The organism is Lentzea indica (genome assembly GCF_012184385.1).
Taxonomy (GTDB): domain Bacteria; phylum Actinomycetota; class Actinomycetes; order Mycobacteriales; family Pseudonocardiaceae; genus Lentzea; species Lentzea indica.
The window spans coordinates 54,687-75,273 of the sequence record NZ_VSRL01000003.1; the positions used below are offsets into that span (position 1 = coordinate 54,687).

Below are 20,587 nucleotides of genomic sequence, written 5' to 3' on the forward strand. Positions count from 1 at the left end.
ATGCGCAAGCGACTGTCTTTGTTGATGACCGCGGGTCTGCTTCTGGGCCTGACCGAGGTGGCGCAGGCCGGCGAGACCGGCTTGGTGCGGACCGATGCCGGCCCCGTGCGCGGCACCGTTCTTGCTGATCACCAGCTGTACCAGGGGATTCCGTACGCGGCGCCGCCGGTGGGCGAGCTGCGGTGGCGCTCGCCGCGGCCGGTCACGCCGTGGACCACGCCCCGTGACGCCACCAAGCCAGGCCCGGCCTGCGCTCAGGCGGCCGGTGCGGGTTCGCCGAGCAGCACCGAGGACTGCCTGTACCTCAACGTGACCACGCCTTCGCGGCACGGGCGCAAGCCGGTCATGGTGTACATCCACGGCGGCGGCAACAGCTACCTGTCCGGCGAAGGGTTCGGCGCGCGGCGTCTGGCCGTGCAGGGCGACGTGGTGGTCGTGACGATCAACTACCGGTTGGGCTTCTTCGGCTTCTTCGGGCATCCGGACCTGCCCGACTCGGGCGCGTACGGCATCGAGGACCAGCAGGCCGCCCTGCGATGGGTGCAGCGCAACGCCGCCGCGTTCGGCGGGGATCCGCGCAACGTCACCGTTTTCGGCGAGTCCGGCGGTGCGTTCGACGTGTGTGCGCACGTGACGTCGCCGCTGTCACGCGGGCTGTTCCAGAAAGCCATCGCACAGAGCGGAGGCTGCTCCACGACGTGGGGTGCCAACGGCGTGATCCACACCAAGCCCGCTGGTGCCCCGTGGATCACGAATTCCGCGGCCCGGTCCGATGCTGTCGCTGTCTCGGCTCAGCTCGGCTGCTCGGACGTCGCGTGCCTGCGTTCGTTGCCCGCAACGGCTTTCACCGCCATCGACCGGGGCGCGACCCCGGTGGTGATCGGCAACAGCGTGCTGCCGATGCACCCCGCCGACGCGTTGCGGTCCGGTCGCTTCAACCGCGTCCCGGTGATCTGGGGCAACACCCGTGACGAGGGCAGGCTGACGTCGGCGACCGTGCCGGAGCCGTTCGACTACCGGGGTTTGCTGGAGCAGTCGTTCGGTGCGGAGAAGGCAGCGAAGATCATCGCTGAGTACCCGGCGGGCGAGTCTGCACGTGTTGCCTATGGTGCTGTGCTCACGGACGGCGTGTGGGCGTGCAATCAGCTCGCCGATGATCGGCTGCTCTCCCGCTTCACGCCGACGTACGGCTACGAGTTCGCCGACCGCACCGCGCCGCTCGGATGGTTCAAGGACCTCTTCCCCAAGGGCTTCCCGCCCGGCGCCTGGCACTCGTCCGAGCTCGCCTACCTGTTCGACGTCCCGACGTTTGACCTCGACCTGGCCCAGCAGCGGCTCGCGGCGACGATGATCCGCGACTGGACGACGTTCGCCCGCACCGGCAAGCCCGGCTGGGCGCGGTTCTCCACGGGCAACGTGCAGGAGTACGCGCTGGGGCGTGTCGGCCAGATCAACGCTCTGACCAGGCACAACTGCTCGTTCTGGAACTCGATCGGTTAATCGGGTTTGACTCTCCAGTCACTGGAGGGTTCAGAGTTGTCCCCGTGACGCGCTACCAGATCGGCGAGCTGGCCAGGATGACCGGCCTCACCGTCAGAACGATCCGGTTCTACTCCGACCAGGGCCTCATTCCGCCCACCTCCAGAACGGTCGGCGGCTACCGGACGTACGACGGTGAGGCGGTCGCCAAGCTCAAGCTCGTCCGCACGCTGAGAGATCTCGGTGTCGACCTGCCGACAGCCGGGCGGATTCTCGCCCGCGAGGTGACGGTGACCGACGTGGCGCGTGCTCACGCAGAAGCGATCGACGCGCAGATGAAGACGTTGCGGCTGCGCCGTGCCGTCCTGCGCGCCGTCGCCAAAGGAGGGGAGATGGAACTGATGAACGAGTTGGCACGCATGTCGGACGAGGAGCGCCAGCGGATCCTCGACGACTTCTTCGAGGAGGTGTTCGGGCCCTACGAGCTGGATCCGCAGTTCGAGCAGCACATGCGATCCGTGCGGATCGAGCTGCCGGACGACCCGACGACCGAGCAGCTGGAGGCGTGGGTCGAGCTCGCGAAGCTCGTGCAGGACCCGGACTTCCGCGCGTCGGTCAAGCGGATGTCCCAGCAGCACGAGGAACGCCGCCGTGACGGCGCGGACATGAGCCCGCCGGCCGACAACCAGATGGAGGCGTTCAACTTCGCGATCGCCCAGGCGCGCGAGGCTCTCGAAGCCGGGATCACGCCGGAGTCGGATGCTGCTCGCGAGATCGTGAACCGCGTGAACGCCAACTGGGCGGAGGCGCTGGGCGTGCCGAACGACGAACGCGTCGTCGAGCGGCTGCGCACGTTCTCCGACTTCGCGGACCCGCGTGCCGAGCGGTACTGGGTCCTGATCGCGAAGATCAACGGCTGGCCGGCCATGCCGGACCACTCGCGGGAGCGCGCCTGGCTGCGCGCTGCCGGACAGCCGCTGGGCTAGATCACACCCCGCGGTGAACGGGAACCAGCTGGGCGCCCAGCTCGTTCCTGTAGCAACGAAGGGGGATCGTCATGTCTGCTCTGTTCGAACTGCTCGGGGGAGTTCTCGGGGAGGCCTTCGGCCCCACCGGAGAAGATCATTCACGTGGCGACGGCGACGTCTTCCTGGACGGCCGCTGGCAGGAGGGCGAGCTGTTCTTCGGCCCCACGAAGATCGTCTGGGACGAGCGGATCATCTTCAGCAACGACGAGGGCCGGGTCGAGCAGATCATCGACCAGGACCCGCCGCACCCGAACTTCGTCGTGCTGCACTTCCGCCGCGCCGAGGACGTCGTGCTGCTCGCCGTGCACCGCCGCGAGCTCAAGCGCGTGGGCGCGGTCCTGAAGCTGCCTCTCTAACCGGTCTCCCTGATCCTCACCGCCACCGCGCTGAACGCGACCCCGCCGGCCGCGATGGCCATCGCGGCCGCGCAGAACGCCCGCTGGTTCGCCGCCTGAGCAGCGAGGTACTGCTCCTCGGTCAGCACCCGCACGACCTTGCGCTGCGACGTCGTGTACTGCCCGTTCTCGTACTTCAGGTTGCCCGCGGTGGCTCCGCTCGCCAGCGTGACCAGCGCGATGATCCACCCGCCGTAGAACCCGATGGCGGCCAGGATGATCGCCCGCGACGGCAACGCCTCTTTGAGCAACCGGAACAGACCCTTGAGCCCGTTGGCGCGCAAGGGACCTCGCGCGGTCTTGACGAGCAGCAGCACGAACACCGCGATCGTCAGCGCGATGGCGACCACGGCCATCCACGTGGGCAGCAGCGGTGCGCCCGGCAGCACCGTCGACACCACCACGAGCGCGTCGATCACGGCGATCCCGGCCGCGCCCGCTGCACGGGCAAGAGCTTCATGGCTCGGGAGGACAAGTCCAACCTGGACGTTTACCGAGCCATAACCACCGACCGAGATGGTGTACGTGGCCCGCCGGGACAGGGGAACGGCGGGCCATCACCTGAGCCCCTTCACGACGTTCCGCAGCTCGGCCTCTTTGCGGTACAACGTCGGCACCGCCTTGGTGACCTTCGCCAGCAACACCGTCTGGTCCACCGGCGCCACCGCGTCCCACGTCAGCCCGCCGGGCTTGGCCAGCTGGTCCACCAGCCCGATCGCGGTCCTGGCCGTGTCCGCCGCCACCGTCAGCTCGGTCTTGCCGGCCTTGAGCGGTTGCGCCTCGACCACGGCCGCGGCCTCGGTGATCGCCCGTACCTGCCCAGGCAACGTGCAGGGCACCTCAGGCGAATGCAGCCCCTTCTGCTTCTGCGCCGCCTCGGCGTTCGCCCCCTTGACCTGGCTGAGATGCCGGGCGTCGTTGACCGTGGGCACGGCCAGCCCGTCGGCGATCAGCGCGGCGTTGACCAGCTTTCCGTCCTGTGTGGACACAGCAGCGAACTGCCCTTCCTTCGCAACGGTGACAGGAGTTCCTTCCGGCAACAGCTCGCTCAGCCGCTTCCTGGCCTCCTCGTGCAGGCACTCGCCCGCAGCGGGCGCGTCAACGTTCACGAGCCTGATCACCGTGACGCGGTCACCCTCGCGCACCTCGACCGTCTCCGCGTCGATCACGCGCACGACATGGCTGAAAACGACCGGTCGCGGGCGGTCCGCGACCGTCACGACGTAGGCACTGCTCGCGGCACCGGCCAGGACCCCGGCGGCCATGAGGTACACATTCGGGAGCATCTCGATTCCCCCTAACGCCGATCTGCTGGGCTGATCGGAGTAGTGGAATCCGGCGTTACTCCTCGCGTTCGCTGATTTACCGACGGCTAACCGACACGACCTACGTTCACGTACGTGCTGATCAAACTGGGAATCGTCACGACCGGCGTAGCCCTGCTTCTTGGGGGAACAGCGCAAGCAGCAGAGCCGACCCCGCCGACCTGCCCGAGCGCGGTGCAGATCGGCTCGACCGGTGTCGTCAAACGCGGCACCACGACCATGGCCACCATCACGCAGTTCGAGGGATGCGGCGCCAAGTACGGCCACATCCGCGTCCAGGCGTCGAACCCGTTCCGCGCGTCGATCCGGCTCAGCGGCGGCGGCTCGTTCACGCCGCCCACGCAGGGCGCGCTCAACCAGCGTGACGTGTGGACGTCCAGCAAGGCGCTGAACGACAAGTGCACCGCGGCCGTCGGCACCGTGCAGATCGGCGAGGACGAGCTGACCGGGCGCAGCGGCCTGTCCTGCTGATCGAACGGGAGCGGGCGGCCCGAAAGCCGCCCGCCATCCCTCACTTGATCTGCATGCCGGAGATCATCCGGGACACGACGAGCCGCTGAATCTCCGAAGTCCCCTCGAAAATGGTGAAGATCTTGGCGTCACGGTGCATCCGCTCGACCGGGTGCTCGCGCGTGTACCCGGCCCCACCAAGGATCTGGATCGCCCGCTCGGTAGCCCACACCGACACCTCGGACGCCTTGAGCTTCGACATCGAGCCCTCACCCGCGGTGAAAGGCACGTTGTTGCGGCCCATCCACGCCGCGCGCCACACCAGCAGTCGCGACGCGTCGATCTCCATCCGCATGTTCGCGAGGTCGAAGGCGATCGACTGGTTCTCGATGATCTTGCGGCCGAACGCCTCGCGGTCCTTCGCGTACTCCAGGGCGTAGTCGTAGGCGGCGCGGGCGACGCCCACGGCCATCGCGCCGACGGTGGGGCGTGTGGTCTCGAAGGTGGCCATCGCGGCCTGTCCGCCGGCTTTCAGGCCCTCGCGGGCGCGGGCGAGGCGGGCTTCCAGCCGTTCGCGGCCACCCAGCACGCAACGGCCGGGCACTCGCACGTCGTCGAGGAACACGTCGGCCGTGTGGGAGGCGCGCATGCCGTGCTTCTTGATCTTTCCCGGCGACGACAGGCCAGGCGTGCCAGGCGGAACGATGAAGCCGGCCTGTCCGCGGGATCCCAGCGAAGGATCGACCACCGCGGTCACGACGTGCACGTTCGCAATGCCGCCATTGGTCGCCCAGGCCTTCTGGCCGTTCAGAACCCACTCGTCGGTGGCCTCGTCGTACCGTGCCCGCGTGCGGTATCCGGCGACGTCCGAACCTGCCTGCGGTTCGGAGGCGCAGAACGCCGCGAGCTTCGGGTCCGACTCGTCGCCGAAGCACTCCGGCACCCACTCGGCCAGTTGCTCGGGCTCGCCGCCCGCGAAGATGCCGGCGACGGCCAGGCCGGTGCCCATCAACGACAGCGCGATCCCGGCGTCACCCCAGAACAACTCTTCGGTCGCGATGGGCAGCGACAGCCCGATCGGGTCCGCGAACCAGGTCGCGAGGGCCTCGAAGCCGTAGAGGCCGATCTTCGCGGCCTCCTGGATCACCGGCCACGGCGTCTCCTCGCGCTCGTCCCACTCGGAGGCCGCAGGCCTGATCACGTCGCGGGCGAAGCCGTGCACCCAGTCGCGCAGGTCGGTCTGGTCTTCGTTCAGCTCGAGCGAGAAGCCACCCACAAGAACTCTCCCAAAAAATTTCGTCAGGCCTTCGGGATGTTGAACAGGCTCATGAACCCGGCCGCGAACCCCAGGTCGCCCTTCACCTTCAGCTTGCCCGTCATGAACAGCACGGGGGCGGAGGCGTTGCCGGTCGCGAGCTTCAGGAAGTCGGCTGGCGTCAGCGTCACGATGGCACGAGCCTCGCGCGTCACGCCCTTGTTGATGACGCACGTTGCGTCTTCGATGATGGCCTCGTAGACGTCTTCGAGCACGTGGAAGTGCACGACGGCACGGGTGGCGCCGGCCCGGTCCGCGCGGAAGTGGACCTCCATGCGGCGGAACACCTCGTCCAGGACGCGCGTGCGCAGCGCGGGGTCGGCCACAACGCCCTCGATCTGGTCCTTCGAGGCGCGCGAGATGATGCGGGCGAAGTTGGACGGGTCCATCTTCGACAGGTCGAGGTCCGCGCCGCCGTCGGCGAGCGTACCCAGGGCCGTCAGAAGGGCCGCGAAGTCGTCCTTGCCCAGCTTCTTCGGGTCGATGCCGCGGGCGATGACGTCGATGTTCACGTCCTTCAAGGCGGGATCGTCCGGCGAGATCTGCTGCAACGTGCTGATCAGCTCGGCCGGGCTGAGCTTTGCGATCGCCTCGGTGGTGAGGTCGAGCGTCATTGACACACCTCCTGGTACCTACTCGCGAGTAAGACTACTGGCCAGTAGATAGGGCGGCAACCCGATCGGATAATCTTGTTGCTCCGAACCGAGGGGTAATGATGCGCACAGAAGGTCGAGCCAAGCGCTTGCCACGCGCGGTGCGTGAGCGGCAGATCATGGACGCCGCCGTCGACGTGTTCTCGCGGCTCGGCTTTCACGCGGCCTCGATGGACGAGATCTCCGAGGTCGCGGGCATCTCCAAGCCGATGCTCTACGCCTACCTCGGCTCGAAGGAGGAGCTGTTCGCGATCTGCATCCGGCGTGAGGCCACGCGGATGATGGAGGCCATCGCGACCGGCGTCGAGCCCGACCAGGAACCCGACGTGCAGCTGTGGAGCGGGCTCAGAGCCTTCTTCGGGTTCGTCGGCGAGAACAGGGCGAGCTGGCTCGTGCTGCACCGGCAGGCGTCGACCCAGGGCGGTCCGTTCGCGGTCGAGCTCACGGACATGCGCAGCCGGGCGGTGTCGCTGGTCGCGGCGCTGCTCACCCAGTCCACGAAGGCGCCGGCGACCGTGCTGGAGGCCGAGTCGCTGGCCGCCGCGCTGGTCGGGGCCGGCGAGTCGCTCGCGGAGTGGTGGCTCGATCACCCGGAGGAACCCGCCGGCGTCGTCGCGGCCCGCCTCATGAACCTCGTCTGGATGGGTTTCGGCGACCTCGTCGAGGGCAACGTCTGGCACCCGCCGTCACGGCGTCAGGTCTCGGGCTGATCCCAGAAGGTGGGGCCCCTTGCCCCACACGGCGAACTCCCAGCCGTTCGAGCTCTCGTGTGCCGAGAACTCGACGCGACCGGGGATGAGCAGCGGCTTCTTGAACCGGACGTCCACGGTCACCGCCTCTGGCAGCCTGCCTTCCAGTGCGGCGAGGCAGCGCGCCTTCGTCCACATGCCGTGCGCGATCGCGCGCTTGAAGCCGAAGAGCTTGGCGCTCAACGGGTACAGGTGGATCGGGTTCCGGTCACCCGCCGCCGCGCCGTACCGCCGCCCGATGTCCGCGGGCACCCGCCACACCGCCGACCCGATCGGCCGCTCCAGCTCCTCGCCGCTCGCGGATCCGCCTCCTGTCCGCCGCAGGTAGGTCGAAACTCCTTCCCACACACCGCAAACCGACGTCACCACGTCGACCTGGGTGCCCTGCGGATGTAGACGCAGATCGCGCGCGGACACCGTGATCTCCACCGGCTCGCACAACTTCAGCGGACGCGACTGCGTGATCCGGTTCGCGATGTGCACGAGGCCGGGCAACGGGAACGGAAACCCGGAGCCGGTCATCAGCTTCATCTGCAACGGAAAGCCCAGCACGTGCGGGTAGGTCAACGGCAACGCGTCGCGCAACCCGAACCCGCACACCGCGTTGTAGGCCGCCAGGTGCTTCAACGAGACGTCGACAGTGGCCGAAACCGGCTCCGCGGCAAGGGTTTCCCCGCGCCGGAACGATGTCAGGGCGGCGCGCAGCAACATCACGCCCCCAGGAGCATCTGGCCGCACACCCGCACGACGTTCCCGTTCACGCCACCGGAACCCGGCGACGCGAACCACGCCACGGTCTCCGCGACGTCGACCGGCAGCCCGCCCTGCGAAAGGCTGTTCATCCGCCGCCCGACCTCCCGTGTCATCAACGGCACGGCCGCGGTCATCTTCGTCTCGATGAACCCCGGCGCGACGGCGTTGATCGTGGCCCCGCGGGCGGCCAGAACCGGCGCCAGCGTCTGAACCATCCCGATCACGCCGGCCTTCGACGTGGCGTAGTTGGCCTGGCCGACGTTGCCAGCGATGCCGGCGATCGACGACACCCCGACGATCCGTCCGCCCGCGCGCAGCACGTCGCCTTCGAGCAGCGCCGCGTTGATCCGCTCCTGGCAGGCCAGGTTGACCTCCAGCACCGCGTCCCACTGCGAGGAGTCCATGCGTGCCAACGTCTTGTCCCGCGTGATGCCCGCGTTGTGCACGACGACGTCCACTCCGCCGTGCCGTTCGAGCAGGTACGAGGTCAGCTTCGCCGGATCGCCCGTGATGTCGAGCTGCAACGCCGATCCGCCGACGGAGTTCGCGACCTTCGAAAGATCCTCCCCTGCCGCGGGCACGTCCAGGCAGACCACGTGCGCGCCATCGCGGGCGAGCGTGGACGCGATCGCTTCGCCGATACCGCGGGAAGCGCCGGTGACCAGCGCGACCTTGCCGTCGAGCGTGCCGACCGGCGACGCCCCGGAAACGTGGATGACCTGCCCGGACACATATGCCGACCGTCCGGACAGCAGGAATCGCAGCGTGGACTCGACTCCGTCTTCGGCGCCGTCGGCCACGTAGACCAGGTTCGCCGTGCCGCCCCGCCGCAGCTCCTTGCCAACGGAGCGAACAAAGCCCTCCAGCGCACGTTGCGCCACGGAGTCCGGCGACCGCCCGATCACGATCACCCGCGCGCACGGCCCGAGCTTCGTGATCACCGGGTGGAAGAAGTCGTGCAGCTGCCGCAGGTCCGCGACGGCCGAGATCTCCGAGGCGTCGAAGATCAGCGCGCCGTAAGGGGCAGGACCTGTTTCGAGCTGCTTCAGAAAGGGCAGCCGGGATGTGCCACCGACCAGCACCGGTGTGGCCAAAGCGGCGTCGCGGCGGAGTGGATACGGGTTCGGCAGGCCGAGCCTGCGCACGAGCTGGCGTCCCAGCCCCGACGATGCGAACTTCTGGTACCTGTCCACGTCACATAACCTACTCGCTAGTAAGTCTACCCGCTAGTAGGTAGTATGGCGGTATGCGAGTAGCGATCATCGGCGGCAACCGCATCCCGTTCGCCCGCTCGAACGGCCCGTACGCCACCGCGTCGAACCAGGACATGTTCACCGCGGTGCTGGACGGTCTGGTCAGCCGCTTCGGCCTGCAGGGCGAGCGACTCGGCGAGGTCGTCGCCGGCGCCGTGCTCAAGCACTCGCGTGACTTCAACCTCGTCCGCGAGTCGGTGCTGGGCAGCAAGCTCAGCCCCGAGACGCCCGCGTACGACATCCAGCAGGCATGCGGCACCGGCCTTCAGGCCGTCATCGCCGTCGCCAACAAGATCGCGCTCGGCCAGATCGAGGTGGGCATCGCCGGCGGCGTCGACACGACCAGCGACGCTCCGATCGGCGTGAACGAGAACTTCCGCAAGCTCCTGCTGGAGTTCAACCGCACCCGCAAGGTCAGCCTGCTGACCAAGCTGCGTCCCGGCCACGTCGTGCCGCACCTGCCCCGCAACGGCGAACCGCGCACCGGCATGTCCATGGGTGAGCACGCGGCCATCACCTCCGCCAAGTACGGCATCACCCGCGAGGACCAGGACGAGCTCACCGCCCGCAGCCACCAGAACCTCGCCCGCGCCTACGACGAGGGCTTCTTCGACGACCTCGTCACCCCGTACCTCGGTCTGACCCGCGACCAGAACCTTCGCCCTGACAGCAGCGCCGAGAAGCTCGCCAAGCTCAAGCCGATCTTCGGCGACACGATGACCGCCGGCAACTCGACCCCGCTCTCCGACGGCGCCTCCGCGGTCCTGCTCGCCACCGAGGAGTGGGCGCAGAAACGATCGTTGCCCGTCCTGGCGTACCTGACCTTCGCCGAGACCGCCGCCGTCGACTACGTGCACGGCGACGAGGGCCTGCTCATGGCCCCGGTGCACGCCGCGCCGCGCATGCTCGACAAGGCAGGTCTCAAGCTGCAGGAGTTCGACTTCTACGAGGTGCACGAGGCGTTCGCGTCCCAGGTGCTCGCGACGTTGAAGGCCTGGGAGCCCGACCTGGGCGAGATCGATCGCGCCAAGCTGAACGTCAACGGCTCTTCGCTCGCGGCAGGGCACCCGTTCGCCGCGACCGGCGCCCGAATCGTCGCGACCCTGGCCAAGCTGTTGCACCAGAAGGGGAGCGGGCGCGGGTTCGTGTCGATCTGCGCGGCAGGCGGTCAGGGCATCACCGCGATCCTGGAGCGATGAGTTTCGCGGCCTGCTGAAGTCCACCCATCCGAATCCGTTCCGGAGAAGGATGGCGATCATGACTTTGCAGGCCGTTCTGGAGGCTCACCGCGAGACCGTGCCCACCGCGGTCGCGCTCATTGCCCGAGGCGACGACGTCGAGTTCGCGGCGATCGGTGCAGACACGCGCGAGTCGGTCTTCCCGATCGCCTCGGTCACCAAGCCGATCGTCGCGGCCGTCGCGATGCTCCTGGTCGACGACGGCAAGATCGCGCTGGACGACCCGATCGCGAAGTGGTTGCCCGAACTCGCGAACCCGGTGGTCGTCCGCACACCGGCCGCCCAGATCGACGACGTCGTCCCCGCGACGAAGCCGATCACCGTCCGGCACCTGCTCGCGTCCCGTTGCGGCTGGGGCTTCACGGCGGACTTCTCGTTGCCCGCCACCCAGAAGCTCTTCGAAGAGGCGCACCTGCACGCCAGGGAGGACCTGCCGACGCCAGACGAGTGGCTGAAGCAGCTCGCCGACGTGCCGCTGCTGCACGAGCCCGGCGACGGCTGGCTCTACAACACGGGATACGACGTCCTCGGCGTGCTGATCCACCGCGTCACGGGCTCGCTGCCGGACTTCTTCACCGAGCGCTTGTGCGAGCCGCTCGGCATGACGAACACCAGCTTCATCAGCGGTGTCCTCCCGTCGGGAGCCGGCGGCCTGAAGTCCACCGTGGACGATCTGCTGGCGTTCAACCGGTTCCTGCTGTCGGGCGACCTGTTTGCCCGCATGGCGGTCGACACCACCTCGGCGGCGGAACGCGAGGCCGCGCAGATCTTCCTGGAAGGCCAGGGCTGGGGCTTCGGCGGCAGCGTCGACATCGCCGAGATCGAGCCCTGGAACGTCAAGGGCCGCTACGGCTGGGTCGGTGGTTCCGGCACCGCCGCGCACGTGGTGCCGTCCGAGAACCTGATCACGATCCTGCTCACTCGCACGGCCATGACCAGTCCCACCACGACGGAGAACATGCGCGACTTCTGGCGTGCCGCCGCCCGATAGGCCGCGCAAAAGGTTGATTTTTCATGCAGAATCTCTGCACCGCAGTGGCGCGGTGCTGGGGGGCTGATGCTGGAACTGCAGGTTGATCCCGAGAGAGACCCGGTGCTGGCCCGCGCCCTCGTGGCCGCCCTCCGCGACGAATGGCGACCCGCCGCGGACGCGATGGCCTCGGCGCGGGAATGGGAACGCCGTGCGTACGTCGTGCTGACACTGGCCGCGGCCGCTGCACGTCGTGACGTGTGGCTGGAGTCCTGGCGCAAGGCCAGACCGGACGACCCCGACGCAGCCGCCGTGCACGCCGCGATGGTGTCACTGCAAGCCAGTTCGTAGCCGGTCTTCAGGACTACGGCTGCACGGCGGCGTAGAACTTCTGCGCGAGTTCACGCACGGACCCACGGCACTGCTCTTCGTCGATCGCGGTGCTGCTGTTCCGGATCACGCTGAGCACGGCGTTCTCGTCGAGAACCTCCAAGCCACAGGCCGTGGGGTGCTTCGCCCGCCAACGCGCGTCCGAACCGAGGTTCACACCGCTGGCCTTTTCCCAAGTCTTGCTGTGTTCGGCGAAGTCTTTCGCGGCGTAGTCAGGCCCGGCCCTGATACCGGTGGCGTCATCGGTGTTCGACCAGGACTGGATGCCGAGGACGACGCTGTGCTCGGGCGCCCTGAAGATGCATGATCGTGACGACGAACGGGAGCCCAGATCCTGGTCTTTTTCCGGCTCCGGGGGCGGTAGGTCTCCACCCATCTCCTGCTTGATGTCCAGGCAGGACTTGAGTGCCGCCTTCGTGTACTTCGCTGGCGCCACGGGTCCGGTGGGCACACTCGGAAAAGGGGTCGTGATCACCGTCGGGGTCGGACCGAACGTCGGTGTCTCGACGCGCTTGGCACTGCAGCCGCCGACGAGCACCATTGCCGTCGCCATCATGCAGATGACCGGCCTCATCCCTTCACCGCCTGCGTGACGAGGGTGCCGATGGGGCCGGCGAGGTCCTTGACCGCGAACGGAATGCCGACGACGGTCGCACCTTCGACCGCAGCGGTGACCAGCGCGCCGAGGAAGCAGGTCGCCATCTTCGACAGCGCATTCCCCCGAATTTTGGATTGTGCTCGTGCAGTACGAGCCGACCATAGCGGCGTGCTGTGGTCGGTGTCCGTAATCTGGGGTAATCGGCCTGTCGCGCTCGGTGACAGCGGGTGGCTGGGGCCCTAATCGAGCAGCGACCAGGCTGCGGTGCAGGAAGCGGACACGGTGATCTGCTGCGCCTTGAGGTTCAGCTGGTCGACCATCCCGGCCGGCCCGGCCATGTCGAACGACGCGGCGCCGCTCATCATCCTGGGCGAGTAGCCGCCGCCCTCCGTGTCACCGATGCGCAGCAACGGACCGAGCCGCCGCCCCAGCGCCGCCGCGTAGCCCTCGGCCCGGCGCAACGCGTCCGCCACGGCTTCCTTCTGCGCTTCGCGGATGGCCTCGGTGTCGTCGACGAGCGTCCACGACGGTCCGTTGACCCACGACGGCTCGGCTTGCACCAGTTCGGCCAGCAGCCCGTCGAGGCGGTCCAGGTCCTTCACCCAGATCACGTACTGCTGCGTCGCGCGGCTGCCGACGCGCTGGTTGTTGTCCCAGTTGTCGTGCACGGACAGCTGCCGCGAACGCACCTCGAAGTCCTCGAGCAGCGGTTCCACGGCGGAAATGCGCTGGTTGAGCGTGCTCACCGCCTCGGTGCGCTCGGCACCGAGAGCCTCGAACGTCACGTCCACCTGGGCGCGGTCGGCGATCCGCTCGACCTCGCCGGTCCCCTTCGTCACGACTTCAGCCACGAGCACCAGCCAACCGGTGGGCCGGTCCATCCGCAACTATCAGTCTCTATTGCTCAATCACTAGAAAGCCGAATACAGATCCAGTCGAGGTTCGTCTGCGCGTCTCTACGGCGGGCACTAGAAACGCCGATACGGTGCGAGCCATGGACCCGGTGCGCAATCCGTTCGCCCCCGGTGCAGGCCAGCGGCCTCCTGAGCTCGCCGGCCGGGACAAAGAGGTCTCCGCCTTCGAGGTGGTGCTCGAACGCGTGGCCCGCGGCCGTCCCGAACGCAGCCTCGTGCTGACGGGACTGCGGGGCGTCGGCAAGACGGTGCTGCTCGGTGAGCTGCGGTCCATGGCGGTCAAACGCGGATGGGGCGCAGGCAAGGTCGAGGCCAGGCCGGAAGCGGACCTGCGCAGACCGCTGTCCGCGGCGCTGCACCGGGCGATCCGTGATCTCGCGGTCCGGCACCGCGCGCCGGACAGGGTCGAGGCGATTCTCGGCGTGCTGAAGGCGTTCGCGCTGCGAGCGGCCCCGGACGGCGCCAAGCTGCGTGACCGCTGGCAGCCCGGTATCGACGTCCCGGCGGCGAGCGGGCGCGCGGACTCCGGTGACATCGAGATCGACCTGGTCGAGCTGTTCACCGACGTCGCCGAGCTGGCGCAGGACGTCGGCACGGGGGTCGCGCTGCTCATCGACGAGATGCAGGACCTCAAGCCGGATGACATCAGCGCGTTGTGCGCGGCGTGCCACGAGCTGTCGCAGCTGGGTGCGCCTCTCGTGGTCGTCGGCGCAGGGCTGCCGCACCTGCCCGCCGTGCTCAGCGCGAGCAAGTCGTACTCGGAACGACTCTTCCGCTACGTCCGCATCGACAGGCTCAGCCGCGAGGACGCCGACCGCGCCGTGCTGGCGCCGGTCGAACGGGAGGACGCGGGCATCACCGACGAGGCACTCGACGCGTTGTTCGACGCCTCCGGCGGATACCCGTACTTCATCCAGGCGTACGGCAAGGCCGCCTGGGACGGCGCGCCGGCCGATCCGATCACCGCGCTGGACGTCTCCGTGGCCGCTCCTGAGGCCGACGCGGAGCTCGCCGTGGGCTTCTTCGGCTCCCGATACGAGCGTGCGACGCCCGCTGAACGCGAGTATCTCCGGTCGATGGCCGAGTTGACCGACGGAAAGGACGCGGGCGTCAACACCGCCCAGGTGGCCGACCACCTCGGTCGCAAGCCCTCGTCGCTGTCGCCCGCGCGGGACTCGCTCATCAAGAAAGGCCTGGTCTACAGCGCGGAACGGGGTCAGATCGCCTTCACCGTGCCGCACTTCGGGAGGTTCCTGCTCGGCCGCGAGGACTGACCGGTGTTGTCCGGCTGTTCACGTTGTCAACCGATGATTCATCGGCCTGTGCCCCAACTCACCGGACAATCGCGTGCGTTCGTTGGTCTGAAGGTGCATACTTGGGTTACCAACCAAACAGACCTCCGAGAGGGAAGTGCAGACCGAGATGAACTTCGCAGCGAAGCTCCGCGCCCGTCGTGCCGAGGCGCGCAACCGGAAGGCCGTGGCTCGCGCGATCGACATGGCCACCACCCCGGCCATGCGTCACGAGCTGATGGCCATCGCCCAGGCTCAGGTCACCACCCTGCGCTGACTTTCGACCCGGCACTCGCTCGACGGCGCCCCGTCGCGAGTGCCTCCCCAACCGGAACCCCTGGAGCACCTCCCGCGCTCCAGGGGTTTCATTCTGTTAAACGTGATCCACGACACAGTATGATGCCGTTGTAACGGTGCACGTCGGTCCGCCGATGTCACGGTTGACCTCGCAGTGCTGTCGGACCCCCGACCTGGCAGCACTGCGAGGTTTCTTGTTTGCTGGGGACATGAAGATCGCCGTGCTCGGCACCGGCCTCATGGGTGCCCCCATCGCAGCCAACCTCGCCGCGGCCGGACACGAGGTCCGGGTCTGGAACCGCACGCGCGCCAAAGCCGAACCGCTCGCCGCTCAGGGCTGCACCGTCGCCGGCACACCCTCCGAGGCCGTCGAGGGCGCGGAGATCGTGCTGACGATGCTCAACGACGGCCCCACCGTCACCGCGACCATGCAGGCCGCCGCCGACGCGTTGCCGCACCACGCGATCTGGATCCAGGCGTCCACGGTCGGCGTCGACGCGACCGACGACCACATCGCGCTCGCCCGTTCGCTCGGGCTGGAGTTCGTCGACGCCCCTGTGCTGGGCAGCACCAAGCCGGCGCAGGAGGGCAAGCTCGTCGTGCTCGCGTCCGGTGCCGCGGAACTGCGCGACCGCGTGCAGCCGGTCTTCGACGTGATCGGCGCCCGCACGATGTGGATCGGCGAGGCGGGTGCGTCGTCGAGGCTGAAGCTGGTCGCGAACAGCTGGGTGCTCGCGCTGACCGCGGCGGTCGGTGAGGCCGTGTCGCTGGCGGAGTCGTCGGGGCTCGACCCGAAGCTGTTCCTGGAGGCCGTTTCCGGTGGCGCGATGGACTGCGCGTACCTGCAGATGAAGGGCAACGCGATCATGGCGAGGTCCTTCGAGCCCGCGTTCACCGTGCAGAACGCGTTGAAGGACGCGCTCCTCGTCAACGAGGCGGCGGTGCGGGCCAACGTGCAGCTCGACGTGGCGCAGGCGTCCAGTGCCCGCCTGAACCGCGCGGTCACCAAGGGCCACGGCGACGAGGACATGGCCGCGTCTTACTACGCCAGCTACCCATAAGCCCGACGATCGGCCGGTCCGGCGGGGCGTGCGAGCTCACTAACGTGGCTTGGTGAACAGACTCGTACGCTCCCTGCTGGCGTTCGGCCTGGCATCGGTGCAGGTCATGGCCACGGCTGCGGTGGTATCCGCGGCGGAAGACATCAAGGACCGCATAGCCGCCATCCCCGGTGTGCGGATCATCAGCGAGGGGACGTCCGGCACCGCGCGGACGTTCGTCCTCGGCATCCAGCAGCCCGCGGACCACCGCAAGCCGCGCGGCCTCCGGTTCGAGCAGCGCTTCTCGTTGCTGCACAAGGCGGAAACGAAGCCGATGGTGCTGCACACCTCCGGCTACCACCTGTCAGGAACCATCAGCCCGTCCGAGCCCGCCCGGCTCGTCGACGGCAACCAGATCAGCGTGGAACAGCGGTTCTTCACGCCGTCGCGGCCCGCGCCCGCGGACTGGGACGACCTGAACATCTGGCAGGCGGCCAACGACCACCACCGGATCGTCGGCGCGTTCAAGAAGATCTACGGCGCCAAGTGGCTCTCGACCGGTGCCAGCAAGGGCGGCATGACGTCGGTCTACCACCGGCGGTTCTTCCCCCGTGACGTCGACGCGACCATCGCGTACGTCGCGCCGAACGACGTGGTGAACGACCGCGACGTCTACGGCGAGTTCATCCGCAACGTCGGCAACGACCCGACGTGCAACCGGCGGCTGGAAGGTGTGCAGCGGCAGATCCTGCAGCACCGCGACTCGTTGGTGCAGCGCCTGGAGGCCAAGGGGTACACGTACAAGCAGTTCGGCGGCGCGCACCGGGCGCTCGAGGTCCTGGTGCTGGACACGCCGTTCACGTTCTGGCAGTACGAGACCCAGGACCGGTGTGCGTTGGTGCCTGGCGCGTCCGCTTCGGTGGACGACCTCTGGACGTTCATCGAGAAGACCGTCGGCTGGGACTTCTACACTGACGCCGGCGTCGCGCCTTACGCGACGTACTACTACCAGGCGGGCACGCAGCTCGGCTGGCCGGAAGCCGACGAGTCCGCCGTGCGCGACCTGTTGCGCTACCCCGGTTCCAGCGTGCCGCGCACGATGGTGCCCGCGGAGATCAAGTTCCCCCGCTTCGACCGGCACGCGATGAAGGACGTCGACCGCTGGGTGCGCCACCAGGGCAGCAGGCTGTTGTTCGTGAACGGGCAGAACGACCCGTGGAGCGCGGAACCGTTCCGCCTCGGGCCGGGCACGCGCGACTCGTTGTCGTTCGCGGTACCGGGTGGCAACCACGGCGCCAACATCGCGAAGCTGCCGGAGAAGGAACGTGCCGCCGCGACGGCGGCGGTGCTGCGGTGGGCCGGCGTCTCCGCGTCCGCTGGGCTTTCCGCAGTTGACGAGGGTCCGGACTCGCTGGACGCGCTGCGGGCGCGCCGGGGCTGAGGCACGCTGAGGGCGTGAAGCCGTTGCTCGTGGTCGATGCAGCCAACGTCGTGGGTTCGGTACCCGACGGGTGGTGGCGTGACAGGGCGGGCGCGGCCGAACGCCTCCGCGACGCGTTGCGCGGCAGGGACGAGGAGGTGGTCCTCGTCGTGGAAGGCAAGGCGCGCAACGTGTCCAGCGTCGAGGACGTCCGGGTCGTCGCTGCCACGGGCGACGGCGACGACAAGATCGTCGAGGTCGTGCGGGACGAAGGCGCCGGACGCGTCGTGACTGTGGTGACCGCTGATCGCGCGTTGCGTCAGCGCGTGATGGCGCTGGGTGCCGAGGTGGCCGGTCCCACCTCGGTGCCACGCCGTTAGAGCCGTGTTGTCAGAGCTGTGCCGTCAGAGCTTGAAGAGGCTTTCGAGGATCTGCGCGACGCCGTCCTCGGTGTTGGGCGGCGCGTGGTTGCTGCAGGCTTGTTTCACGAGCGGGTGCGCGTTGCCCATCGCGTACGCCGTGCCGGCCCACCCGAGCACCGACAGGTCGTTCGGCATGTCGCCGAAGGCGATGACCTCGTCCTTGCCGATTCCCCTTGTGTTGCACAGGGATTCGAGCGTTGCCGCCTTCGAGACGCCCGGCGGGCTGATCTCCAGGAGGCCGAGCCCGCCGGAGTGGGTGACCGTGACGTGCTGCCCGACGGCCTCTCTGGCGATCTCCATCAGATGGTCGCTCTCGGAGTCCGGTGCCCAGGCGAGCATCTGCACGACCTGGTGCGCCTGCTCGAAAACGTGGTCGAGCAACTCCAGTGTCCTGTGTGGATTCTTCGGCCCGAAGCCCTGGAACCCAGGCTCTGACAGCACTTCCACCCCGGTCTCGACCGCGATGCCGACGTTCGGGATCACGTCGGCCAGCGCGGCCGACACCTTCCTGACGACATCGAGCGGCACCGTCTGGGCATGGGTGACCTCCCGGTTCGTGAGGTCGTAGATCATCGCGCCGTTGGAGCAGATCGCCGTACCGGTCAGCTCGAGGTCCTGCACGAACCGCGGCGGCCGCGCCGTGACGACCACGACGTCCGCATCGACGGCGTGGAGCGCGGCGCGGGTGCGGTCGCTCAGCACCCCGCCCGGTTGCAGCAACGTGCCGTCGAGGTCGGTCGCGATCAGTCTGATCATCGGCCGATTATCGGGCAGGATCGTGTCATGACCCATCGAGTTGACGACATGCCGTTGCCGGTTTGGCTTCCCACGTCCGGTTCCGGCCCCGGCATCGTGCTGATCCAGGAGATCTTCGGCCTGGACGGGTACCTGCGGAGCGTGGCGGAGAAGCTCGCGGCACTCGGCTACGTCGTGGCCGTCCCCGAGCTCTTCCACCGCTTCCAGCCCGGCTGGGTCGGCGAGCACGACGAGGCCGGCATCCAGAAGTCGATGGAGGTCGTCGGGAACCTCGACTTCCCGCTCGCCGTGCAGGACGTCGTGGCGTCGGTGCAGTACCTGCGTGGTCTGCCCGAGGTCACGGGTGGCGTCGGCGTGCTCGGCTTCTGCCTCGGCGGCACCCTGGCCTATGCGGCCGCCACCGCCTCCGACCCCGACACCGCCGTCTCGTTCTACGGCTCGGGCGTGCCGGACCAGATCGACACGCTGGACCAGGTGTCGTGCCCGATCCTGTTCCACTTCGGCACCGAGGACTCGTTCATCACCGGGTATCAGAAGGTGGTCGACGCGGTTGCCGACCATCCTGGTGCGGAGATCCACCTGGAGGCCGCGGGTCACGCGTTCCTCAACCACCTGGGTCCCTGGTACGACAAGGACGCTGCCGACCGGGCCTGGGACCTCACCGCGGCGTTCCTCGCGCGCACGCTTCCCGCTTAGGCGATGCACGGCACCGCGAGCTGCTGGGAGAAGAACCTCTCCAGCGGCTTGCGGTGCAACCGTCGCTCGACCGCGATCAGCTCGTTCCTCCGGTAGTGCCTGACCTGCGTGCGCGTCACGACGAAGCCGTGACGTTCGGTCGTGGGCATCTCGTCGTAGAGCAGCGCGTGCTGCCCTTGGGGCACAACGACATCAGCCAGACCGTCCGGAATCTCACTGGCGCGCGTCGCGACGGTGGCCGCCAGCGCGTCCGGCCGGTTGCGCAGCCTGCGGTGCGGCCACGGCACCCCGTGATGCTCGGCTTCGAGCGTCCGGTGCAGCGCCCTGGCGGCGTGCCTGATCGCTTTGATCGAGTCACCGGTGATCACGTGCGCCTGCGGCACGTCGAGAGTGGTGTCCCTGCGGAAGCCCGCACACACGATGACCTTGTCGTATCGCAGCTGCCCGGTGCCGTCGATCGTCGCGACGAACTCGTTGCCCTCCTTGGTGATCCGCTGCACCGTCCGCCCCACCGTGTGCGTGAGCCTGGCCGTGGTCGCGATGTTGTCCGCCGTCTCGAACGCGCTGTGCCCACGCCCGATGATCAGCACTCGCTTCCCGGCGTACTCGGTGGGATCGGTGCTGGCACTCGCATACGTCTCAGCGTGTTCGATCCCCGGAATGCCTGGCAGGTAAGGCTTCTTGCCGGTCGCGATGATGACGTGCCGCGCCTTGCAGTTGCTCAGGTCGCTGACGGGCGTGTTGTAGCGGATGTTCAACGGCCGCGCGAATTCCTCCAGATACCGCACGAGATCGTCCGCGTTGGGGAAGGACCGCTTGTTGTAGCGGGAGAACGGCACGCCTTCGAACAACGAGTTGTCGTCGGTGGAGAGGACGCGGTGCCTGGGAAAGGTCCGGAAGAATCCGGCCGGCTCCGGACCCGCTTCGAGGATCACGTAGTCGCGACCTGCGCGGTGCAGGAAGCGCCCCATCTGCAAGCCCGCCGGACCCGCACCGATCACCAGGTACTCCACCATCACGCACCTCCCGGCCTCCTTTACGCCGAACACGGCGAAAAGGTTCAGACGGGCGGTCTGCGTCCATGATGGCGGCTACCGGCGGGTTCGGTCCAACGTTCGCTCCAACGGACGCGCCGCACCAGCGTGTCGCACTTA

Annotated in this window: 25 protein-coding genes; 14 read left to right on the forward strand and 11 right to left on the reverse strand. The window is 68.2% G+C overall.

Annotation, left to right across the window (positions count from 1 at the left end; translation table 11 throughout):
* The 3 genes from FXN61_RS01525 (at position 1) to FXN61_RS01535 (ending at position 2,863) form a co-directional block, all read left to right on the forward strand.
* Complete coding sequence (locus FXN61_RS01525; RefSeq protein WP_167969483.1) at positions 1 to 1,500, forward strand: carboxylesterase/lipase family protein; 1,500 nt, start codon at positions 1 to 3, stop codon at positions 1,498 to 1,500.
* 44 nt (positions 1,501 to 1,544) lie between these two features.
* Positions 1,545 to 2,465, forward strand: a complete 921-nt coding sequence (locus FXN61_RS01530; RefSeq protein ID WP_167969484.1) for a helix-turn-helix domain-containing protein — start codon at positions 1,545 to 1,547, stop codon at positions 2,463 to 2,465.
* Between the two features lie 71 nt (positions 2,466 to 2,536).
* On the forward strand, positions 2,537 to 2,863 hold the full coding sequence (locus tag FXN61_RS01535; protein ID WP_167969485.1) for a hypothetical protein: 327 nt from the start codon (positions 2,537 to 2,539) through the stop codon (positions 2,861 to 2,863).
* On the opposite strand, the gene FXN61_RS01540 is transcribed toward FXN61_RS01535, so the two are convergent.
* Both FXN61_RS01540 and FXN61_RS01545 read right to left on the reverse strand, forming a co-directional pair.
* The gene (locus tag FXN61_RS01540; RefSeq protein ID WP_167969486.1) at positions 2,860 to 3,321 is read right to left on the reverse strand and encodes a hypothetical protein; all 462 of its coding nucleotides are present in this window, start codon (positions 3,319 to 3,321) and stop codon (positions 2,860 to 2,862) included. The genes FXN61_RS01535 and FXN61_RS01540 overlap by 4 nt on opposite strands.
* A 138-nt stretch (positions 3,322 to 3,459) precedes the next feature.
* Positions 3,460 to 4,188: a thermonuclease family protein gene (locus FXN61_RS01545; RefSeq protein ID WP_167969487.1), complete on the reverse strand. Its 729-nt coding sequence runs from the start codon at positions 4,186 to 4,188 to the stop codon at positions 3,460 to 3,462.
* Between the two features lie 114 nt (positions 4,189 to 4,302).
* On the opposite strand from FXN61_RS01545, the gene FXN61_RS01550 reads away from it, so the two are divergent.
* Complete coding sequence (locus FXN61_RS01550) at positions 4,303 to 4,698, forward strand: hypothetical protein (protein WP_167969489.1); 396 nt, start codon at positions 4,303 to 4,305, stop codon at positions 4,696 to 4,698.
* Between the two features lie 40 nt (positions 4,699 to 4,738).
* Here FXN61_RS01550 and FXN61_RS01555 read toward each other — a convergent pair whose 3' ends face one another.
* A complete protein-coding gene (locus FXN61_RS01555) occupies positions 4,739 to 5,953 on the reverse strand; it encodes an acyl-CoA dehydrogenase family protein (RefSeq protein WP_167969491.1) in 1,215 nt (404 codons plus the stop codon).
* Between the two features lie 23 nt (positions 5,954 to 5,976).
* Positions 5,977 to 6,606: an SCP2 sterol-binding domain-containing protein gene (locus tag FXN61_RS01560; RefSeq protein WP_167969493.1), complete on the reverse strand. Its 630-nt coding sequence runs from the start codon at positions 6,604 to 6,606 to the stop codon at positions 5,977 to 5,979.
* A gap of 98 nt (positions 6,607 to 6,704) precedes the next feature.
* Between FXN61_RS01560 and FXN61_RS01565 the strand changes: the two genes are divergently transcribed.
* Positions 6,705 to 7,355, forward strand: a complete 651-nt coding sequence (locus FXN61_RS01565) for a TetR/AcrR family transcriptional regulator (RefSeq protein WP_167969495.1) — start codon at positions 6,705 to 6,707, stop codon at positions 7,353 to 7,355.
* Here FXN61_RS01565 and FXN61_RS01570 read toward each other — a convergent pair.
* Entirely contained in the window at positions 7,332 to 8,105 is a 774-nt protein-coding gene (locus FXN61_RS01570) for a MaoC family dehydratase (RefSeq protein WP_167969572.1), read from the reverse strand. The two genes, FXN61_RS01565 and FXN61_RS01570, sit on opposite strands and share 24 nt — an antisense overlap.
* Positions 8,105 to 9,340: a 3-oxoacyl-ACP reductase gene (locus FXN61_RS01575; protein ID WP_167969497.1), complete on the reverse strand. Its 1,236-nt coding sequence runs from the start codon at positions 9,338 to 9,340 to the stop codon at positions 8,105 to 8,107. Before FXN61_RS01575 ends, FXN61_RS01570 begins: the two co-directional genes overlap by 1 nt.
* Before the next feature lie 53 nt (positions 9,341 to 9,393).
* Between FXN61_RS01575 and FXN61_RS01580 the strand changes: the two genes are divergently transcribed.
* The 3 genes from FXN61_RS01580 (at position 9,394) to FXN61_RS01590 (ending at position 11,959) form a co-directional block, all read left to right on the forward strand.
* Positions 9,394 to 10,599 carry an acetyl-CoA C-acetyltransferase gene (locus FXN61_RS01580; protein WP_167969499.1) on the forward strand — a complete coding sequence of 402 codons (1,206 nt, stop codon included), beginning with the start codon at positions 9,394 to 9,396 and terminating at the stop codon, positions 10,597 to 10,599.
* A gap of 58 nt (positions 10,600 to 10,657) precedes the next feature.
* Positions 10,658 to 11,629, forward strand: a complete 972-nt coding sequence (locus tag FXN61_RS01585; RefSeq protein ID WP_167969501.1) for a serine hydrolase domain-containing protein — start codon at positions 10,658 to 10,660, stop codon at positions 11,627 to 11,629.
* Positions 11,630 to 11,695: 66 nt separating this feature from the next.
* Complete coding sequence (locus FXN61_RS01590) at positions 11,696 to 11,959, forward strand: hypothetical protein (RefSeq protein ID WP_167969503.1); 264 nt, start codon at positions 11,696 to 11,698, stop codon at positions 11,957 to 11,959.
* Positions 11,960 to 11,972: 13 nt separating this feature from the next.
* Here the strand turns inward: FXN61_RS01590 and FXN61_RS01595 are convergent, their stop codons facing one another.
* The 3 genes from FXN61_RS01595 to FXN61_RS01600 all read right to left on the reverse strand — a co-directional run bounded on the left by FXN61_RS01595 (position 11,973) and on the right by FXN61_RS01600 (position 13,447).
* Positions 11,973 to 12,572, reverse strand: coding sequence for a hypothetical protein (locus tag FXN61_RS01595; protein ID WP_167969505.1), 600 nt, complete (start codon positions 12,570 to 12,572; stop codon positions 11,973 to 11,975).
* The gene (locus FXN61_RS54085; protein ID WP_281360272.1) at positions 12,569 to 12,700 is read right to left on the reverse strand and encodes a hypothetical protein; all 132 of its coding nucleotides are present in this window, start codon (positions 12,698 to 12,700) and stop codon (positions 12,569 to 12,571) included. The genes FXN61_RS01595 and FXN61_RS54085 overlap by 4 nt, the downstream gene beginning before the upstream one ends.
* Positions 12,701 to 12,835: 135 nt before the next feature.
* Positions 12,836 to 13,447 carry an SIMPL domain-containing protein gene (locus tag FXN61_RS01600; protein ID WP_167969507.1) on the reverse strand — a complete coding sequence of 204 codons (612 nt, stop codon included), beginning with the start codon at positions 13,445 to 13,447 and terminating at the stop codon, positions 12,836 to 12,838.
* 143 nt (positions 13,448 to 13,590) lie between these two features.
* Between FXN61_RS01600 and FXN61_RS01605 the strand changes: the two genes are divergently transcribed.
* The 5 genes from FXN61_RS01605 (at position 13,591) to FXN61_RS01625 (ending at position 17,939) form a co-directional block, all read left to right on the forward strand.
* Entirely contained in the window at positions 13,591 to 14,784 is a 1,194-nt protein-coding gene (locus tag FXN61_RS01605; protein WP_167969509.1) for an ATP-binding protein, read from the forward strand.
* Positions 14,785 to 14,932: 148 nt separating this feature from the next.
* Positions 14,933 to 15,079, forward strand: a complete 147-nt coding sequence (locus FXN61_RS01610) for a hypothetical protein (protein WP_167969512.1) — start codon at positions 14,933 to 14,935, stop codon at positions 15,077 to 15,079.
* A gap of 229 nt (positions 15,080 to 15,308) precedes the next feature.
* Positions 15,309 to 16,160 carry an NAD(P)-dependent oxidoreductase gene (locus FXN61_RS01615; RefSeq protein WP_167969513.1) on the forward strand — a complete coding sequence of 284 codons (852 nt, stop codon included), beginning with the start codon at positions 15,309 to 15,311 and terminating at the stop codon, positions 16,158 to 16,160.
* A gap of 52 nt (positions 16,161 to 16,212) precedes the next feature.
* Positions 16,213 to 17,580 (forward strand): S28 family serine protease, encoded by a 1,368-nt coding sequence (locus tag FXN61_RS01620; protein WP_167969514.1) that lies wholly within the window; start codon positions 16,213 to 16,215, stop codon positions 17,578 to 17,580.
* Positions 17,581 to 17,594: 14 nt separating this feature from the next.
* Positions 17,595 to 17,939 carry an NYN domain-containing protein gene (locus FXN61_RS01625; RefSeq protein WP_167969515.1) on the forward strand — a complete coding sequence of 115 codons (345 nt, stop codon included), beginning with the start codon at positions 17,595 to 17,597 and terminating at the stop codon, positions 17,937 to 17,939.
* Between the two features lie 24 nt (positions 17,940 to 17,963).
* Here the strand turns inward: FXN61_RS01625 and FXN61_RS01630 are convergent, their stop codons facing one another.
* The gene (locus tag FXN61_RS01630; RefSeq protein ID WP_223165277.1) at positions 17,964 to 18,737 is read right to left on the reverse strand and encodes an HAD hydrolase family protein; all 774 of its coding nucleotides are present in this window, start codon (positions 18,735 to 18,737) and stop codon (positions 17,964 to 17,966) included.
* 27 nt (positions 18,738 to 18,764) lie between these two features.
* On the opposite strand from FXN61_RS01630, the gene FXN61_RS01635 reads away from it, so the two are divergent.
* Positions 18,765 to 19,433, forward strand: coding sequence for a dienelactone hydrolase family protein (locus FXN61_RS01635; protein ID WP_167969516.1), 669 nt, complete (start codon positions 18,765 to 18,767; stop codon positions 19,431 to 19,433).
* Here the strand turns inward: FXN61_RS01635 and FXN61_RS01640 are convergent.
* Positions 19,430 to 20,449 carry an NAD(P)-binding domain-containing protein gene (locus FXN61_RS01640; protein ID WP_246290567.1) on the reverse strand — a complete coding sequence of 340 codons (1,020 nt, stop codon included), beginning with the start codon at positions 20,447 to 20,449 and terminating at the stop codon, positions 19,430 to 19,432. The genes FXN61_RS01635 and FXN61_RS01640 overlap by 4 nt on opposite strands.
* Between the last annotated feature and the right edge of the window lie 138 nt (positions 20,450 to 20,587).

Excerpts from the sequence above, each read along its gene's own strand:
- FXN61_RS01630 (WP_223165277.1), bottom strand. The coding sequence starts at position 18,737 with ATGATCAGACTGATCGCGACCGACCTCGACGGCACGTTGCTGCAACCG.
- FXN61_RS01560 (WP_167969493.1), bottom strand. The coding sequence starts at position 6,606 with ATGACGCTCGACCTCACCACCGAGGCGATCGCAAAGCTCAGCCCGGCC.
- FXN61_RS01535 (WP_167969485.1), top strand. The coding sequence starts at position 2,537 with ATGTCTGCTCTGTTCGAACTGCTCGGGGGAGTTCTCGGGGAGGCCTTC.
- FXN61_RS01580 (WP_167969499.1), top strand. The coding sequence starts at position 9,394 with ATGCGAGTAGCGATCATCGGCGGCAACCGCATCCCGTTCGCCCGCTCG.
- FXN61_RS01635 (WP_167969516.1), top strand. The coding sequence starts at position 18,765 with ATGACCCATCGAGTTGACGACATGCCGTTGCCGGTTTGGCTTCCCACG.
- FXN61_RS01605 (WP_167969509.1), top strand. The coding sequence starts at position 13,591 with ATGGACCCGGTGCGCAATCCGTTCGCCCCCGGTGCAGGCCAGCGGCCT.
- FXN61_RS54085 (WP_281360272.1), bottom strand. The coding sequence starts at position 12,700 with ATGGCGACCTGCTTCCTCGGCGCGCTGGTCACCGCTGCGGTCGAAGGT.
- FXN61_RS01585 (WP_167969501.1), top strand. The coding sequence starts at position 10,658 with ATGACTTTGCAGGCCGTTCTGGAGGCTCACCGCGAGACCGTGCCCACC.
- FXN61_RS01640 (WP_246290567.1), bottom strand. The coding sequence starts at position 20,449 with ATGGTGGAGTACCTGGTGATCGGTGCGGGTCCGGCGGGCTTGCAGATG.
- FXN61_RS01610 (WP_167969512.1), top strand. The coding sequence starts at position 14,933 with ATGAACTTCGCAGCGAAGCTCCGCGCCCGTCGTGCCGAGGCGCGCAAC.
- FXN61_RS01565 (WP_167969495.1), top strand. The coding sequence starts at position 6,705 with ATGATGCGCACAGAAGGTCGAGCCAAGCGCTTGCCACGCGCGGTGCGT.
- FXN61_RS01525 (WP_167969483.1), top strand. The coding sequence starts at position 1 with ATGCGCAAGCGACTGTCTTTGTTGATGACCGCGGGTCTGCTTCTGGGC.
- FXN61_RS01615 (WP_167969513.1), top strand. The coding sequence starts at position 15,309 with ATGAAGATCGCCGTGCTCGGCACCGGCCTCATGGGTGCCCCCATCGCA.
- FXN61_RS01570 (WP_167969572.1), bottom strand. The coding sequence starts at position 8,105 with ATGTTGCTGCGCGCCGCCCTGACATCGTTCCGGCGCGGGGAAACCCTT.
- FXN61_RS01545 (WP_167969487.1), bottom strand. The coding sequence starts at position 4,188 with ATGCTCCCGAATGTGTACCTCATGGCCGCCGGGGTCCTGGCCGGTGCC.
- FXN61_RS01590 (WP_167969503.1), top strand. The coding sequence starts at position 11,696 with ATGCTGGAACTGCAGGTTGATCCCGAGAGAGACCCGGTGCTGGCCCGC.
- FXN61_RS01595 (WP_167969505.1), bottom strand. The coding sequence starts at position 12,572 with ATGAGGCCGGTCATCTGCATGATGGCGACGGCAATGGTGCTCGTCGGC.